The organism is Microcoleus sp. A003_D6 (assembly GCF_036702825.1).
GTDB lineage: Bacteria > Cyanobacteriota > Cyanobacteriia > Cyanobacteriales > Microcoleaceae > Microcoleus.
This window is the reverse complement of the sequence record NZ_JAUBWA010000006.1, coordinates 40,535-57,673: the sequence shown is the minus strand read 5'-3', so window position 1 is coordinate 57,673 and position 17,139 is coordinate 40,535. Positions and strand designations below refer to the sequence as shown.

Below are 17,139 nucleotides of genomic sequence, written 5' to 3'. Positions count from 1 at the left end.
TTAAAACAGATTGTAGGGTGCGTCAGTCCGAAGTGTTTCCCGTTTAAGCGTAAGTGTTCTAGCTACAGATTGTAGGGTGCGTCAGTCCGAAGTGTTTCCCGTTTAAGCGTAAGTGTTCTAGCTGACGCACTCTACTTACTACTTACTCACTCGCAGCAATTAGCCATTAGCCATTAGCCATTAGCCATTTAGCAATAAGTTATGGGACAAAGACTTGCGATCGCAATACCAACCTCACAAACAGGTAATATTTGGCAATTCCTCAATCGTCTCGGCAAAGCAAAAGGCTTGCTCCTACCAGTCTTTCTCTTAATATTGTGGGAAAGTCTCTCTAGGTTTGGCTTGGTTGCTCCTAACTTGTTACCTGCTCCCTCAACTGTTCTCACAACAGTTTGGGAACTCGGTGCAGCAGGAGAACTATGGCAGCACATCGGCATTACACTCTATCGGGTTTTTGTTGGGTTCCTAATTGGTACATTTTTTGCCACTATTCTAGGAGGATTAACAGGCTATTCTTGCCTAATTCACGATTTACTCGACCCACTTTTGCAGTCACTCCGTAACATTCCTTCCCTCGCATGGGTGCCCCTATTTATCCTCTGGATGGGAATACATGAGCCTTCCAAAATAGCTCTGATCGCCGTTGGAGTCTTCTTCCCCGTTTACTTAAATCTGATGAGCGGCATTCATAATGTCGATCGCAAATTGGTTGAAGTTGGCAAAATCTATAGACTCAATGATTGGCAGCTTATCAGTCGCGTGTTCTTGCCCGCGACATTGCCTGCTTACATTGTCGGTTTGCGAAGTGGCTTGGGTTTGGGCTGGATGTTTGTCGTGGCGGCTGAATTGATGGGAGCCAGTCAGGGTTTAGGCTTCTTATTAATCGACGGGCAAGCGACGGGACGACCTGCAATCACCCTCGCTAGCATTCTCCTGTTTGCTATTTGCGGAAAAGTGACCGACTCAGCGATCGGTTTTGGATCGCATTGGCTACTCCATTGGCAGGATGTTTACGCTTCCAACCATTAGTTCAAAGCATTTGTTTCAAACATTCATTCAAAGCGCCAAGGAGGAAACATATATGCTACTCATCGAAGGGCTACATAAACGATTTAAAAATGGTTTCGTAGGGCTAGACTCTATTGATTTAACTGTTAATCGTAGCGAGATTGTGAGTTTAATTGGGACGAGTGGTTGCGGCAAAAGTACACTTTTACGGATCGTTGCTGGATTAGATATGCCAACTTATGGAGATGTGCGAATTGACAATATTCGCATTGACAAACCTCATCCAGAAATTGGTGTAATATTTCAAGAACCTCGGCTGATGCCTTGGTTAACCGTCTGGGAAAATGTGCAGTTTGGTTTGCATCATTTACCGAAGGATGAACGCAGGGCACGGGCAAGTGATGCTCTAGTTAAGGTTGGATTACAAGATTTTGCTCGTTTGCTGCCGCGCCAACTATCAGGAGGAATGGCTCAACGGGTGGCGATCGCGCGAGCTCTCGTCACTAATCCTTCTATTTTATTGCTAGATGAACCCTTTAGTGCTCTCGATTCCTTTACTAGAATGCAATTACAGGATCGTCTGTTAGAAATTTGGCAATCCGATCGCCAGACGATGATTCTTGTCACCCATGATGTTGAAGAAGCACTGATTTTAAGCGATCGCGCGATCGTGATGCGCGGCAATCCTGGACGCATCCATCTCGAGCTAGATATCGCTCTTCCCCGTCCCCGCAGGCGTACCGATCGCGATTTGCAATATTGGAAAGAAAAGTTATTGAGTACCTTGGATTTATCCAATACGCAAACTGTTCCCCTAGAAGTTTAAATCGCAGGCTGACATCACAGGCTTTCATCACTCACCACAATCTCTACTACCTATCGTGATTACTAAAATACTCCCAATCTACGATCCAACGCTTTTCCAAGGAGCAATTTCCTATTACCTGCAATATCGACCGCGCTACCCAAATGCTCTTTACGATTTAATCTCACAGGAATTTCAATTAGATGGGCAAGGCAAACTTCTCGATCTCGGCTGCGGCATTGGCTTGGTGGCGATCGCCTTACATCATCAATTTGCATCGGTTGTGGGTATCGATCCAGATACAGAAATGCTCGAAGTTGCCAAGCAAGAAGCCAATCTCCATCACGCACAAAATATCACCTGGATAAAAGGTTTAGCTGAAAATATTGCCTCTGAAATCGGCACATTTCGACTGGTTACTATCGGTCGTGCTTTTCATTGGATGGATAAGGAATTGGTGTTACAGCGTAGTTACGACCTTCTCGATCGCACGAGGGAAATTAAGAGCGGGATTGCAATTATTCAAACGGAAAAAGATATCTGGTCAAATAACTCTGCTTGGGCGCAGAATGTCCTGGCAGTAATCAAACGCTGGCTAGGAGAAGAGCGGCGGGTTGGCGAAACTAGCGTTCCTTTACTCTACAAATCTGATTTAGAAATTTTGGATCGCTCGCCATTTGTGGGTATTAAGCGACATGACATTGACTTTCAAAAATACTGGACAATTGACGATTTTATCGGCTATCTCTACTCTACTGCTTACTGTCGTCGCGATTACTTTAACGGCAATACTTCTCAGTTTGAGGCTGAGATTAAATCAGCAATTTTAGCTGTAGAACCTTCAGGTCAATTCGTTGAAGATATTCCTATTTCTGTCTACTTTGGTTTTAAGGATTAACAACCCGAAAAAACACCGACCGCAGCTAAACTTATTACTTCAATCAAATTTTTACCAATATGACCTTATCCCTAGCAGACTCGGAAAACACAACACCACAGGGTTTACAGCCAGATGCACAAGATACACCACGAGATTATGTAGCGATCGCGCGATCGCTTGCTCGAGAATTTGCTGCTACTGCCATCGAACGAGATCGGCTTGGCGGTACACCAAAGTATGAACGCGATCGCATTCGCTCTACCGGTTTGCTCGGTCTGATTATCCCTAAAGAATATGGCGGTATTGGCGAAACCTGGATTACGGCACTCCAAATTTCTCGCGAGTTGGCAAAGACTGATAGTTCTCTAGCTCATGTTTATTCCTATCACCATTTAGGGGTGGTTATCCCGCATCTGTTTGGCACAGAGGAGCGCAAGGCACAGTTCTACAAAGATACGATCGCAAACAATTGGTTTTGGTGCAATGCTCTCAATCCCCTCGATCGCCGTGCCACTTTAACTCCTGATGGTACAGGCTTTTTATTGAACGGTACAAAAAGCTTTTGCTCTGGCTCTAAAGATTCTGATATCTTACCTATAACTGCGGTTCGTCAAGATACCTCTGAACTCACAATTATTGTAATTCCTACTCAAAGAGAGGGAATACAAATCCATGACGATTGGGATAATATGGGGCAACGTCAAACTGATAGCGGTAGTATTAGTTTCGACCGAGTGCGCGTTTTTGACTCGGAAGTGTTTGGCGATCGCACCCGTGCCGATATTCCTTTCCGTACTTTACGAGCTTGTTTGACGCAAATCAATCTTGCCCATATTTATCTGGGTATTGCGGAAGGAGCATTTGCTGCTGCCAAAGACTATACTTGCACCCAAGGACGACCCTGGTTAACTTCTACTGCTCCTAGTGTGACGCAAGATCCTTACATTCTGAAACACTACGGAGAAATGTGGGTCGATCTGCAAGCGGTTAGCAGTTTGACGGATCGAGCCGCCGCCATTCTACAAGCAGCTTGGGAAAAAGGCATGGATTTAACAACAGAAGAACGCGGACAATGCGCGATCGCGATCGCAACGGCAAAAATTGCTGCCACAAAAATAGGTTTAGATGTGACAACTCGCATTTTTGAAGTAATGGGGGCGCGTGCTACCACCAGTAAATATGGTTTCGATCGCTACTGGCGCAATCTGAGAACGTTTACGCTGCATGATTCTGTTGACTACAAAATTCACGATCTGGGTGACTGGGTACTCAACGATCGACTCCCCAATCCCAGCTTTTATACGTAAAAATCATCCTTCAAAAAGGATGTTTTATCTTCACTCGGCGGTATCTCAGGTTTTTATGCAGATAGCAGCAGTTCTAGATGCTACTTTTTCTCCTGCGGGTGCAACTGATATATTGCCCGCGAATATTAATCAAGCAAGCAACTAGAGAAGTAATACAAACAAAAATCTACAGAATGTGCTTGCATTTTTGAAGCCATCTGTGGAATAATAGGAGCTTGTCAGAACCAAGTACGGTACATCGGTCGGTTTATCGTAGTATATTAGTCAATAATGACTAGCTCAGCTTTCGCATGGCGATCGCGTTTCTTGGTTTTCAATACTTGAAATTTAGGAAGGCACAGTGTTAACCCCATTGAAAGAGCTCCCAATTCCAGCTAGATTGAGACATTTTTGGAGCAAGCTCAAACATAGTTCGATCGAGACCTTTGCTTTGCTTTTTGCAATTGGCTTCAGTTTGAGTTTGACAGTTTCTGCCTGTGCTCCTACTCAGCAAACAAATACAACTACTGCCCCGACTTCTGCTGCCACATCGGTGGCAACTTCTAACGCACAACAGAGCAATGTAATTCGGATTGGCTACCAAAAATATGGAACTCTAAGCATTCTTAAATCACGGGGGAGTTTAGAGAAGCGTCTGGCCTCCCAAAACACATCCGTACAGTGGCTTCAATTTCCTGCTGGCCCTCAATTACTAGAAGCTTTGAATGCAGGCAGTATTGACTTTGGCCATACAGGAGAAGCGCCGCCTATTTTCGCACAAGCTGCTGGCGCACCATTGGTATATGTTGCTAATGAGCCTCCTAATCCCAAAGGCGAAGCTATCTTAGTACCGAAAGATTCTCCCATTCAAGATGTGGCTGGATTGAAAGGCAAAAAAGTTGTATTTAACAAAGGTTCAAATGTGCAATACCTCGTGGTAGAAGCATTAAAAGCAGCCGGATTAAAATATAGCGACATTCAGCCTATTTATCTGCCGCCAGCAGATGCGCGGGCAGTTTTTGAACAAGGTAGTGCTGATGCTTGGGCAATTTGGGACCCGTTTTTTACTGTAGCGAAACGAGCTACAGGAGCTCGCGTTCTTAAGGATGGAGAAGGGCTTGTAGCTAATCGGGAATTCTATCTAGCTGCCAAACCTTTTAACGACCAATATCCTGACCGGACTAAGGCAATTTTAGAGGAACTTCAAAAAGTAGATGAATGGGCGGCGGCTCAACCAACTGAAGTGGCAAAACTGCTGTCTCCAGAGCTTGGTATTGATGTTCCAACTTTAGAGGAAATCTCACGGAGACGGCCTTACGGTGTGCAGCAAATTACGGATGAAGTCGTTACTTACCAGCAAAAAGTTGCTGATACTTTCTTGGAGTTGAAGCTGCTTCCCAAACAGGTAAAAATTAGCGAAGTTGCTCAGATAACTAAACAATAAATAGTGATAGAGAATCAGGCAAATGGAATTATTTTGGTTTATCCCAACTCACGGAGACGGACGCTATTTAGCTACAGGAATTGGAGGGCGATCGGGCAGTTTTTCCTACTTAAAGCAAATCGCCCAAGCTATTGACCATTTAGGATTTACGGGCGCTTTGCTTCCGACTGGACGCTCTTGCGAAGACGCATGGGTAGTGGCTTCATCCCTAATGGCTGTCACAGAAAAAATGCGTTTTTTAGTAGCAATTCGTCCGGGATTAATGTCTCCTGGGGTAGCAGCACGGATGGCGGCAACCTTTGACAGATTATCTAACGGACGCTTGCTGATTAATGTGGTTACGGGCGGCGACCCGGTTGAATTAGCAGGAGATGGAGTGCATCTGGGTCACGACGCACGTTATGAATTGACGGAAGAATTCTTGACAGTTTGGAGAGCAATGCTTGAAGGTAGTAACTCCACTAACGTCCGAGACCAAGAAGTCGATTTTAGCGGTGAATACCTCCAAATTAAGGGCGGTAAAGTTTTATTTCCACCCGTACAAACTCCTCATCCTCCGTTATGGTTTGGCGGTTCGTCGCCGATCGCACAACAAATTGCAGCCAAACACATTGATGTTTATCTTACTTGGGGAGAACCGCCGCAACAAGTGGCTAAAAAAATTGAAGCTGTGAAAAAATTAGCCACAGAACAGGGTAGAACTGTGCGGTTTGGAATTCGCCTTCACGTTATTGTGCGGGAAACTGAAAGCGAAGCTTGGGATGATGCAAATCGATTGATTAAATATGTAGATGAAGATGCGATCGCCGCCGCCCAAAAAGCTTATGCCAGGATGGACTCTGAAGGGCAAAAGCGAATGACTGAACTGCACGCAGGCAGCCGCGAAGCTCTGGAAATTAGCCCCAATTTGTGGGCGGGAATTGGGTTGGTAAGAGGCGGTGCCGGTACTGCTTTAGTGGGAGATCCCGATACCGTTGTTGCACGAATGTTGGAATACTCCGAATTGGGGATTGAAACTTTCATTTTCTCCGGTTATCCCCACTTAGAAGAAGCGTATCGAGTGGCTGAATTGCTATTCCCCCGCTTGCCGTTGAAAAACAAACCTGCTGTAAATCAACCGCAAATGTTTAGTCCTTTTGGCGAAATTGTTGCCAACGATAATTTTCCCACACAAAAACAAGTTGTTCCCACAAGCGCGTCATGAATAAAAGATGGCTCACACATCCATATTTTCAGCAGATAATTCCCTGGATTGTACCGATTCTGCTGATTGTTAGCTGGCAACTTTTAGTGCAGGTGGGCTGGCTTTCCACAAGGGTTTTACCCGCACCAACAGGTGTTTTAAGTGCAGGAATTAGATTGGCAATTACCGGGGAACTGTTTCACCATATCGGAATTAGTGCTTGGCGTGCCGTCGTTGGTTTCGTCATAGGCGGCGGAATTGGTTTGACTCTTGGTTTCCTCAACGGTCTTTATCCAATCGCCGAAAAGCTGCTAGATACTTCTGTACAAATGGTTCGCAATGTTCCCCACCTCGCCTTAATTCCCCTAGTGATTTTGTGGTTTGGAATTGGCGATATAGCTCGGTTATTTTTGGTGGCTTTGGGTGTGTTTTTCCCAATGTATATCAATACCTTTCATGGCATCCGCAGTGTCGATGCCGGATTGATTGAAATGGGCAAAGTCTATGGTTTGAGTTCCGCGTCTCTTTTGTGGCAAGTTATTCTGCCTGGGGCTTTGCCTTCGATTTTGGTAGGCGTGCGATATTCCTTGGGGATTATGTGGCTGACGCTGATTGTCGCCGAAACAATTGCGGCGGATTCTGGTATTGGTTACATGGCAATGAATGCTCGCGAGTTCTTGCAAACTGATGTGGTGGTGTTGAGCATTATTATGTATGCTTTGTTGGGTAAGTTTGCAGATGCGATCGCCCGGAAGTTAGAAGAGAAATGGCTGGCTTGGCATCCCAATTATCAGCCAGCTTAGCTATAAAAAAGCAAGAATAAGCTGTCGCGCATTTAAATTGCATATTCGGGGCGGGCTAGAAGCCCACCCCACAAGAGTTTGATTGTTTTTTGACAGCCAATTTCAATGCAGAACAGCTTAAGAAAGAAAGATGATTGTCCCATTTTTCTTTCTTAGTTTCTCGATAAATTACGCCATACTAAAGAGGGGAAAATTTTACTGCTTTTCACGATCGCGCCATTATTGCAACTATGAGCCATTTGATTGAATACGAAGACGCAAGCGATGAAGTACGGGCAGTGTATGACGACATTCGCGCGACACGCAAAACCGAGTACATCAACAACTTTTGGAAAGCGATCGCCAACCATCCACCTACCCTGCAACGTACCTGGCAGAATGTGAAGGAGGTGATGACGGCTCCGGGAGAACTCGATCCCCTGACTCGCGAGTTAATCTACATTGCTGTCAGCGTTACAAATGGTTGCCAATACTGCATTTCATCTCATACAGCCGCAGGGCGAGCCAAGGGAATGGATGATGCCATATTTGGGGAACTGATGGCGATCGTGGCAACCGCAAACGCTACCAATCGACTGGCAAATGGCTATCAAATTCCGGTGGACGAACAATTCAAATTATAATTCATCTCTATGGCAACTGAATTAACAGTAGATGTTTCTCAGATTCCCGTTATCGATATCAGTTCGCCGGTATCGGATAATCCCCTAGATACTGTTGCAAACCAAATCCGACAAGCTTGCCTCGACACTGGTTTTTTTTACATTGTCGAGCATGGTGTAGACAAAGGCTTGCAAAACCGTTTGGAGCAACTCAGCCGTCAGTTTTTTGCTCGATATTTAGAAACTAAAATGCAAATTCGGATGGCGCTGGGAGGTAGAGCATGGCGAGGCTACTTTCCGGTTGGAGGTGAACTGACGAATAGTAAACCAGATTTGAAAGAAGGAATTTATTTTGGATCGGAATTGAATCAAACCCATCCGGCTGTTCGAGCAGGCGTTCCCATGCACGGAGCAAATCTGTTTCCAGATATTCCTCTTTTTCGCGAAACAATACTGGAATATCTGGCGGTGATGACTCAACTGGGTCAGACGTTATTGAAACTCTCAGGGCTAAAGCCGCTGAGATTCTTGAAGAGTCCAGAGTCTGAACTTCACTCGTGGCACTCAATTCGCCTCTACTGATTCCGCTTATATCTAATCCAAGCATCACCGCTACTTTTCTGATTATATTGGCCGCCCCGTTACAATCACAATTGATATATTGATTGTTTCCGGTGCGATATAATCCGCGTTTTACTCGTCTCCCTGACGACTCCCAACCTTCCGGTTTTTCACGGTATTTGGGGAGGAAATCAGAGTCAACAAAACTAGCCTTGCTTGTATACGATTCTTCCGTTTCAACGAATTGAATACCAAATCGCTCACATAACTGTTGAATTCGAGTCTTTAGTCGGGTAGTTGGAATTTGGACAAACTTTTGGTTGTTCTTCTTTCCCATATTTGCACCGTCTTTTTGACCCTTGTTCCAACCAAAAACGACTGTATTTTTGGGCGATCGCGAATCTCGGCGGGAATCAACTGTCAGGTTTTTTCTCCCAAATACAGCACAATCTCACCGGGCTCAAAAACAGAACCTTTACAGGAACAGGGTTTGCTTGTTCTTAACAATTATTTATCAAAGCCGCAGAAGTTGGGCAAAAAATTATCTTGCTTTTTGTAGATACCTGTGCAATAATCTGGTTTAATTAAATACTACTATAATTCGACTGATTTACTGTAGTATAGATATATAAATGCTAATCTGCTATTCACCAGCACCGGTGAGTAGGAGACGAATTGGCATTTGCTCAACAGCCACCTTTGAAAGCGAAAAAGGTTTTGAGCCTGTGGCATAAATAGCGATATGGAGGTTTTTTAGAATGGAATCAGCACTCTCAGGAATACGCCTAGAATTAGTAGAACTCCAGAAGTCATTTGGAAATATTAAAATTTTGCGGGATATCAACCTAGAAATAAATCCCGGAGAATTTGTAGCAATTGTAGGTCGCAGCGGATGTGGCAAAAGTACCTTACTGCGCTTAATCGCCGGACTAGATGTTCCCACTCAAGGCACTGTCTTTCTAGATGGAAAGCCGTCCCGCAAACTCAACTCTAAAGTGACAATGATGTTTCAGGATGCACGGCTGCTACCTTGGCAAAAAGTGGTAGCAAATGTGAAATTAGGGCTGCTAGCGGCCAAAGAAAACACGCACGGCAAAGCGATGCAAGTCCTTCACGCGGTAGGGCTTGGCGATCGCGCCAACGATTGGCCGGCGGTACTCTCCGGCGGTCAAAAGCAGAGAGTTTCTTTAGCAAGAGCCCTTGCCTGCGAACCTCATTTACTGCTGCTTGATGAACCCCTCGGCGCGTTGGATGCTTTGACTCGCATTGAGATGCAGCAATTGTTAGAAAATTTGTGGCAAGAAAAAGGATTTACCGCGCTACTGATCACTCACGACGTAGAAGAAGCAGTGGTGCTAGCTGACCGAGTTATTTTAATAGAAAATGGTCAGATTGCAATGGACTGTTCTATTGATATGCCCCGACCGAGGCAGAGAGGAAATGCTGTATTTGCTGCGAAAGTAGAGGCGATTTTGCAGCGCGTTATGGGTCAAAAAGAAAGTAGCAAAGATGCAGAGAAATTTGCAATAGGTAGGTACAAAAAACCCAACTATGTAAAAATAAGTAAATACGGATAACGGATCTAGCAAGGTAACTCAGATATGGGCGCTCGTTTAAGAATATTTCTGATCGAGAATTTCTTGATGGTACCCGCCACGTGATTTATCCGTGGAATCAATCCAAAATCTCAAATCTCAAATCCTCAAGCCCCCGAATTTATCCGTGGGGTCGCCTCCAAAATCTAAAATCTAAAATCTAAAATCGAATGACTCGCGAGCTCTTCCTCAACGAATCCGATGCACCCGGATTTGATATCACTCGCAGATCCTAAATTCCGATCGATACTTGACCGTTCCGCTGCAATCCTGCAAAGCTCCAGTTTCTAACTCCAACAGCATAAAAGCCTCATCGGGTACATCGTATTCACATCCCAAGCTCTTTTTACTAGCAGGAATGAACCCAAAACGCGGATAGAAATCTGGATGACCAAGCACAACCACTGCATGAAATCCCGATCGCGCGCACTCTTTTAGACCCTCCCGGATCAGCAGCGATCCTACACCTTGCCGCTGACAGTCGGGAAGAACTGCGACTGGCGCCAACCCCAGAATCGACAAATTGCTAGAACATTTTCCTTCGACGACAACCGGACTGAAGAAAAGATGTCCGACAATGCGATCGGATTGCACGGCAACGAATGAAAATGTAGATGCAATTCCCCGCAGTCGATCGACTAAGTTTGCCTCATTTTCTCGCCCGAATGCCGCAATATTGACATTGCGAACAGCTTCTAAATCTTCTGGTTTTTCAGTACGAATATCCATAGCTCAGTCTGAAACCCGATCCATCGCTCCACCGATTGCAGCCGCAACCTTGAACCCAATCCGAATCCCCAAGAACCGACCGTTCGGATTCTTTTTCCGCAACTGCCGTGCTGATTCTAAACCCATTTTGTCTACTGCGCAATCCCCTGTTTCGATATCAATGATGACCATTTTGCCGATATTCTTTCTCGCTCTACTTCTTGACGGATTTGCTCACCGTAGAGCTTCTGGGCACGCCTTGCAACTTCTTCGCTGCCCAGCAGAATGGAGCTTTACATATTCCACCTTTCGATCGCGATACTAATCAAATTATACCGCTTCACAGCCATTATTGTGGCACAAGCTGACCGGAAGACAATCGCTTAATGCCCTCCATCGCTGTAGTTTCTCCAGCTTTGTCACCGCCCTCACGAGCAATTTTTAAAGCTCCCTCGTAGGATTCTAGAGCTTGAGGATATTGACCGAGACTTTCATGAATTGCGCCCATATTGTTGAGCAAGCGGCCGATACTTGTCTTGTCGCCGATTGCTTCTAACATCGGTATTGCTTGCTGAAAATAGATCAGCGCTTGAGTATCTTTGCCGAGTTTGCGAGAGGCAAGTGCCATGTTGTTGAGGAGGCGGCCGACGCCAGCCCGGTCTCCGATTTCCCGGCGAATTGCTAAAGCTTGATGGTAAAATTCCATCGCTCTGTTAAAGTCGCCGATGTTGTAGTAGACGCCGCCCATGTTATTGAGGGTACGGCCTAAATCGCGCCGATCGCCCGCGGCCGTGCGAATCGTCCGCGCTTGCTGGTAAAATTCGATCGCCTTGGCGTAATTGACCTGTTCTGCGTACACGGCCGCGATGTTGTGGAGGGATTCTCCAATTTCAATTTGGTCGTCCGTAGTTTTGGCAAGTTCCAAAGCTTCTTGGTGCAGTTTCATCGCTTCGGAAAAATTGTCCCCAATCCGGTTAACGAAACCGATGAGATTGAGAGTGCGCGCGATACGACGCCCTCCGCTGATTTCTCGGTGAATGACTAAAGCTTGCTGCAGAACTTCCAAAGCTTTGGGCCTCAAACCCATTTCGCCATAAACTTCCCCCATATTATTGAGGGTTTCTCCGATTCCGGCTTGGTCGCCGAGTTGCTTGCGGATTGCCAAAACTTGCTCAAAAGTCTCGATTGCTTCTCGAAACAAACCCTCGCGGTGCTGTTTTACTCCTGTTTCAAAGAGTTCGTCTGCTTGCGTTTTGGGATCAGTTGCCTGGGCGCTATCGCGAGCGTTTGCCCGCCTCGCATTTATACTTGGGGCATAAGCCCCAGCGTCTGAAATTGCCAGCAAGCTGAGTGCGGGCGATAAGACAATACTTATAGCTGCGATATAGCTAAAGTGGTAAGAGCGGCTGTTCACCGATCGAGTCCTCCAAGAGCCAAGTTATAACTATTAAGATAGAGCTCTTTGGGGTGTTACTGCCGAATTTTTTCTCAATCCCTAGGTTCTGACTGGGTTTTTGTCTTGCCAAACAGCCAGAATCAGCGGCATATTGTTGAGAGCGGAAATGACAGCACAGTTTTTGCTCAGTGGAAGCGATGTTTTTTCAGGGCTTTGCAAGATAATGTCCTGTTTGTCAAGTGTGATCCAAGCAATTCCTGACAAGACTTGAACTTCTCGATGAGTTTGAGGCAATCTGTATACCTCGTTTTCCATCAGAATAATGCGATCCTCTTCGAGGGCTCCGCTAACGGGCGCTGTGCATTCGGAATATCTTTGAAGCATAGCATCTCCTACTTGGTAATTGGGAATTGGTAATTGGGAATTGGTAATTGAGAATTGCTAATTGAGGACTGTTTTTCACTTCATTTCCACACAACCGACAATCGACTATTTGCAGTAACGCCGATCGAGCCAAGCGCGCATTTCACCATCACTTGCCGCGTCGATCGACCGACCTGTAGCCCGATCGCAACCGTGCCACCAAGTGTTACCATCGCGATCTGAGGTCTGCCAAATTCTCACATCGTCCCCGCCAGCGACGGCGGCGAGGAAAAACTGCCAAATTTGATTCATAGCCCAAAATATCGAGATCCCTTTCTGTTTTTCGGATGGTTTTGCTCGATCTGCAATCGAAACAACTTTCATTGTTCGGAGATCGCTCGGAGTTTTGCAAGTAGACATAGCCAACACCTTCACTTTATAATTTCCACAAAAATCGCACCGCTCAAATTACCAATAACAGCTTAAGCCTGCAATATTTTCATCGCAATTTCAGCACAATATTCTTGTCGTGCAATTTTTGTTAAAGTCTATCTGTTACCTGATAAATTAACCTTAACTCTGCGGCAATTGACAATCAAAGCATTGCTTGCATAGGTTGTATGAATAAAATCGATAGATCGAAGTCCTTGTGACAATTTGGGTACTACTGGCACAAACGTTATGAACGAAATCAATACGCGGCGGATGAAACTCTCTCAAATTCAGGCTTTTATAGCAGTAGCGGACTGTGAAAACTTTAGCGAGGCGGCTTTGCAATTGGAACTGTCACAATCCGCAGTCAGCCACGCCATCGCCTCTTTAGAAACAGAATTGGGAGTGCAACTGTTCCACCGGGGGCGACACGGTGCTCAACTGACGCCGGTGGGGGAAAGGGTACTGCTTCACGGGCGTCAAATAGCCTGCGCTTTAGAAATGATGGTCAAAGAAGCGGATTTAGAAAAAGGCTTGCAGGGAGGCCAGGTACGGATAGTGACTTTTCGGAGTGTCGCAACTCATATCCTACCGGGTATAATTGCTAAATTTCGCAGTTGCTTTCCCAAAATTGCGGTCAGCATTACCGAAGTTTATTATACGCAAGCTGTGGAAGAGGCTTTGCGATCGGGCAAAGCAGACATCGGCTTTGTTTCTCTTCCCATCTCCGATGAATTTGAAACTAGAGAAATTTTGCGGGATAAATATGTTGTGTTGCTGCCGCCAACGGCCCAATTGTTAAGTGATAAGATTACCTGGGAAGAATTAGCGGCTTATCCGTTGATTTTGCAGCCGGCCGAAAATTCTTGTTCTGTACCGCTGCGAAAATATTTGACAACTTCGGGGTTTCCCTTAAATATCGCTTACGAACTCAGCGAAGATTCAACTATTGTCAGTATGGTGATGCAAGGTTTGGGTGCAGCAGTTCTGCCCCGTTTGGCTGCGGAACCGATACCTGCTAAGGTGAAAATTTGCAGTTTTCCGGCGGATTTTGAGAGGGTAATTGGGGTGGCTGTTTTGAGGGATGCGCTGTTAATTCCGGCCGTGTTTGCGTTTTTGGATGTAGTTACAAGTGCGGCAGAGGTTGATAGTGAGGGCGAGTTTGCGATTAATCCTTCATGAGAAACCTCCGTCAGTTGTTATTGGTTATTGGTTAGATTGGGATTTTGTTACCGCAGATGAACGCAGATGAACGCGGATGAGATTGTATCTGCGTTCATCTGCGGTTTAAAAAAATCGCATAAAATAGTGCGATCGCTGATTGCCTACTTCATGCGCTTACCTACAAGACTAGAACTATCGCCTTGGTGGAATTTGATTCGACCATCTACCGAGTTTTTATCCTTTAATTTGAGCCAACCGCTACCGGATGCAGGATCGCATTCATCATTACCGTCCCAGGTAAACTCAAATCGCCGATCCTTTCCATCTTTTACGAGTTCGCCGTCAATTTGACCTGATACTAAACCGAATTGAAATTCTCCTGAACCTGTTTGATCGATCTCGATATACGCTTCAACTTCCATGTCCAAGTAATCACTATCCCACAATTCCATCTCCGCGATCCGCCATTTACCGCAATATTCCATTGCTTTTATCCTCCATTTGTGTTAAGGGAACAAAACCAATATAGTCGAAACAGTTACGCTCAAGCAGTACGCAAACGCTCAATATCCCGGATCGGCGGCGCACCAAACATCCGAGAATATTCGCGGCTGAACTGTGAGGGGCTTTCATAACCCACCTGATAGGCAGCATTTGCCGCATCGGAGTTTTCGGCAAGCATCAGGCGACGTGCTTCTAATAGTCTTAATTGCTTTTGATATTGAAGTGGACTCATCGATGTCACTTCCTTGAAATGGTGATGGAAAGATGAAGGAGACATATTCGCTTTTTCTGCCAATTTTTCAACCCGCATCGGCTTGGCAAAATCAGCTCTAATCAGTTTTATTACCTCGGCAATGCGCTGCATATTACTGCCGGATGTGGCAATTTGGCAGACAGCTTCGCCTTGTTCACCTATTAAAAGACGATAATAGATTTCGCGGATAATCATCGGTGCGAGGATAGGGATATCCTGGGGCGTATCCAAAAGGCGTGTCAATCTGAGGGCGCAATCGAGCAACGGCGCATCGGTAGTGCTGACGAATAAGCCTCTGACAGAGTTTTCTTTCTTGCTTGCGCTTGGCTTGGTTTGGGCAGTGATAATATCGCAGAGTTGGCGTGGGTCTAAATTCAGCTTGAATGCTAAATACGGCTTGTCTGGAGTGGCCTCTACAACAAATCCACTCAGAGGTAAATCAACTGAGATCGCAAGATATTGAGCCTCGCCATAACGATAAGTTTCATCACCCAGCAACGCTTCTTTTTTGCCCTGAACGACGATGCAGAAAACAGGTTGATAGACACCGTGCAGTGCGGCGGGAATAGAAGATTCTCGCGTAAATTCCAGCTTATCTATTGCTGTTTTATGAAAACCGTTCCCCTTGCCGTCGGTGTGCCTGGTTACTAATGCCGCCAATTCTTTACACTGATTTGCGATCCTCTTCGAGGGCTTCGCTAACGCATCTTGATTTATTAGTTGGTTGATTATTTCAATCGCCATGTGTTTTTCTCGACTAATTTAATCATTCTCTTTTAAGCATTATAGAGCATCTTTATCCGTTCGGCAAATCTGGGTTTGGAGGATTAGGCAATAAAATGGGAGGTCTGTGTATTTAAAACCATTGATTTCACTCATATTATGAAAACATCTGAATGAAACAGTGAAAGGATAAGGCAATGACGAAAGACAAGACAAAAATCGCATTGGTAACAGGGGCGAGCCGAGGACTTGGCAAAAATACCGCTTTGACTCTTGCCAGAAAAGGAGTAGATGTCATCGTGACTTATCACAATAGCGATGAAGAAGCCAAAAGCGTTGTATCTGCGATCGCCGATATCGGAGCTCAAGCCGTTGCCCTGCAACTGGATACTTCAAACACTAAAACCTTTGACGGTTTCGCGGAACAAGTCAAGCAGTCACTTCAAGACAAATGGCAGACAGAGCATTTTGATTTCCTCGTCAATAATGCTGGTGTTGGTGTTTATGCGTCTTTTGCTGATACGACGGAAGATGATTTCGATCGCTTGATGAACGTTCATGTAAAAGGCGTTTTCTTCCTCACGCAGAAACTTCTGCCTTTGATTAATGATGGAGGACGGATTGTCAATATATCGTCTGGGCTTGCCCGTTTTGCTCTACCTGGCTATGCAGCTTATGCCAGCATGAAAGGAGCGATCGAAGTTTTGACCCGATACATGGCTAAGGAATTGGGACACAGACAGATTGCTGTGAATGTGGTAGCCCCAGGCGCAATTGAAACGGATTTTAATGGCGGTGCGGTGCGTGACAATCCTGAGATTAACAGCTTTATCGCTTCGCAAACTGCTTTGGGCCGCGTCGGTCTTCCTGATGATATCGGCGGTGCGATCGCCTCTTTGCTATCGGAAGACAACAGATGGGTGAATGCACAGAGAATCGAAGTCTCTGGCGGTCAGTTTCTTTAATTCAAATCAACCTTAAGAAAAGGGAAAATAACCATGTTGAACGTAGAAAACAAAGTTGTTGTTATCACTGGAGCCAGTAGTGGAATCGGTGAAGCCAGCGCTAAGTTGCTGTCCAAAAACGGCGCAAAAGTTGTTTTAGGCGCACGTCGCACCGATCGCCTAGAAGCGATCGCCAAAGACATTCGCGATTTCTAAGATAACATAAGCAACAGGCAAGATGCCTGTTCCACAACTAACAAATTATTGATTGTGGAACGGGCATCTGGCCGGTTCAAAGCAACAGGCAAGATGCCTGTTCCACAACTAACAAATTCTGGATTGTGGAACGGGCATCTGGCCGGTTCAAAGCAACACGCAAGATGCCTGTTCCACAACTAACAAATTCTGGATTGTGGAACGGGCATCTGGCCGGTTCAAAGCAACAGGCAAGATGCCTGTTCCACAACTAACAAATTCTGGATTGT

The 17,139-nt window shown here is 45.5% G+C and carries 19 protein-coding genes; 13 read left to right on the top strand and 6 right to left on the bottom strand.

What is annotated here, in order from left to right:
• Window positions 1–201 precede the first annotated feature (201 nt).
• From QUB70_RS03285 to QUB70_RS03240, 10 genes are all read left to right on the top strand, one after another.
• Window positions 202–1,029 carry an ABC transporter permease gene (locus QUB70_RS03285; RefSeq protein ID WP_332978304.1) on the top strand — a complete coding sequence of 276 codons (828 nt, stop codon included), beginning with the start codon at window positions 202–204 and terminating at the stop codon, window positions 1,027–1,029.
• A gap of 52 nt (window positions 1,030–1,081) precedes the next feature.
• Complete coding sequence (locus QUB70_RS03280; protein ID WP_332978303.1) at window positions 1,082–1,834, top strand: ABC transporter ATP-binding protein; 753 nt, start codon at window positions 1,082–1,084, stop codon at window positions 1,832–1,834.
• A 55-nt stretch (window positions 1,835–1,889) separates the two neighbouring features.
• Entirely contained in the window at window positions 1,890–2,711 is an 822-nt protein-coding gene (locus QUB70_RS03275; RefSeq protein WP_332978302.1) for a class I SAM-dependent methyltransferase, read from the top strand.
• Window positions 2,712–2,770: 59 nt separating this feature from the next.
• Complete coding sequence (locus QUB70_RS03270; RefSeq protein ID WP_332978301.1) at window positions 2,771–4,000, top strand: acyl-CoA dehydrogenase family protein; 1,230 nt, start codon at window positions 2,771–2,773, stop codon at window positions 3,998–4,000.
• Between the two features lie 340 nt (window positions 4,001–4,340).
• Window positions 4,341–5,423, top strand: a complete 1,083-nt coding sequence (locus tag QUB70_RS03265; RefSeq protein WP_332978300.1) for a sulfonate ABC transporter substrate-binding protein — start codon at window positions 4,341–4,343, stop codon at window positions 5,421–5,423.
• A gap of 22 nt (window positions 5,424–5,445) precedes the next feature.
• The gene (gene ssuD, locus QUB70_RS03260; protein ID WP_332978299.1) at window positions 5,446–6,627 is read left to right on the top strand and encodes an FMNH2-dependent alkanesulfonate monooxygenase; all 1,182 of its coding nucleotides are present in this window, start codon (window positions 5,446–5,448) and stop codon (window positions 6,625–6,627) included.
• Window positions 6,624–7,409, top strand: a complete 786-nt coding sequence (gene ssuC, locus QUB70_RS03255) for an aliphatic sulfonate ABC transporter permease SsuC (RefSeq protein WP_332978298.1) — start codon at window positions 6,624–6,626, stop codon at window positions 7,407–7,409. Before ssuD ends, ssuC begins: the two co-directional genes overlap by 4 nt.
• Window positions 7,410–7,639: 230 nt before the next feature.
• Complete coding sequence (locus tag QUB70_RS03250) at window positions 7,640–8,032, top strand: carboxymuconolactone decarboxylase family protein (protein ID WP_332978297.1); 393 nt, start codon at window positions 7,640–7,642, stop codon at window positions 8,030–8,032.
• A 9-nt stretch (window positions 8,033–8,041) separates the two neighbouring features.
• Window positions 8,042–8,593: a 2-oxoglutarate and iron-dependent oxygenase domain-containing protein gene (locus QUB70_RS03245; protein ID WP_332978296.1), complete on the top strand. Its 552-nt coding sequence runs from the start codon at window positions 8,042–8,044 to the stop codon at window positions 8,591–8,593.
• Between the two features lie 737 nt (window positions 8,594–9,330).
• Entirely contained in the window at window positions 9,331–10,149 is an 819-nt protein-coding gene (locus QUB70_RS03240; RefSeq protein ID WP_332978295.1) for an ATP-binding cassette domain-containing protein, read from the top strand.
• A gap of 237 nt (window positions 10,150–10,386) precedes the next feature.
• Here QUB70_RS03240 and QUB70_RS03235 read toward each other — a convergent pair whose 3' ends face one another.
• The 4 genes from QUB70_RS03235 to QUB70_RS03220 all read right to left on the bottom strand — a co-directional run bounded on the left by QUB70_RS03235 (window position 10,387) and on the right by QUB70_RS03220 (window position 13,018).
• Window positions 10,387–10,896 (bottom strand): GNAT family N-acetyltransferase, encoded by a 510-nt coding sequence (locus tag QUB70_RS03235; RefSeq protein WP_332978294.1) that lies wholly within the window; start codon window positions 10,894–10,896, stop codon window positions 10,387–10,389.
• Window positions 10,897–11,224: 328 nt separating this feature from the next.
• Window positions 11,225–12,289, bottom strand: a complete 1,065-nt coding sequence (locus QUB70_RS03230) for a tetratricopeptide repeat protein (RefSeq protein ID WP_332978293.1) — start codon at window positions 12,287–12,289, stop codon at window positions 11,225–11,227.
• Window positions 12,290–12,370: 81 nt separating this feature from the next.
• Complete coding sequence (locus QUB70_RS03225) at window positions 12,371–12,655, bottom strand: hypothetical protein (RefSeq protein WP_332978292.1); 285 nt, start codon at window positions 12,653–12,655, stop codon at window positions 12,371–12,373.
• 105 nt (window positions 12,656–12,760) lie between these two features.
• A complete protein-coding gene (locus tag QUB70_RS03220) occupies window positions 12,761–13,018 on the bottom strand; it encodes a hypothetical protein (RefSeq protein ID WP_332978291.1) in 258 nt (85 codons plus the stop codon).
• Between the two features lie 297 nt (window positions 13,019–13,315).
• On the opposite strand from QUB70_RS03220, the gene QUB70_RS03215 reads away from it, so the two are divergent.
• Window positions 13,316–14,248 carry a LysR family transcriptional regulator gene (locus tag QUB70_RS03215; protein WP_332978290.1) on the top strand — a complete coding sequence of 311 codons (933 nt, stop codon included), beginning with the start codon at window positions 13,316–13,318 and terminating at the stop codon, window positions 14,246–14,248.
• A 143-nt stretch (window positions 14,249–14,391) separates the two neighbouring features.
• Here the strand turns inward: QUB70_RS03215 and QUB70_RS03210 are convergent, their stop codons facing one another.
• Window positions 14,392–14,715, bottom strand: a complete 324-nt coding sequence (locus QUB70_RS03210; protein ID WP_332978289.1) for a hypothetical protein — start codon at window positions 14,713–14,715, stop codon at window positions 14,392–14,394.
• Between the two features lie 59 nt (window positions 14,716–14,774).
• Window positions 14,775–15,731 carry an AraC family transcriptional regulator gene (locus QUB70_RS03205; protein ID WP_332978288.1) on the bottom strand — a complete coding sequence of 319 codons (957 nt, stop codon included), beginning with the start codon at window positions 15,729–15,731 and terminating at the stop codon, window positions 14,775–14,777.
• Between the two features lie 176 nt (window positions 15,732–15,907).
• On the opposite strand from QUB70_RS03205, the gene QUB70_RS03200 reads away from it, so the two are divergent.
• Both QUB70_RS03200 and QUB70_RS03195 read left to right on the top strand, forming a co-directional pair.
• The gene (locus QUB70_RS03200; RefSeq protein WP_332978287.1) at window positions 15,908–16,675 is read left to right on the top strand and encodes an SDR family NAD(P)-dependent oxidoreductase; all 768 of its coding nucleotides are present in this window, start codon (window positions 15,908–15,910) and stop codon (window positions 16,673–16,675) included.
• Between the two features lie 33 nt (window positions 16,676–16,708).
• On the top strand, window positions 16,709–16,870 hold the full coding sequence (locus QUB70_RS03195) for an SDR family NAD(P)-dependent oxidoreductase (RefSeq protein WP_442927692.1): 162 nt from the start codon (window positions 16,709–16,711) through the stop codon (window positions 16,868–16,870).
• The last annotated feature ends 269 nt before the right edge of the window (window positions 16,871–17,139 follow it).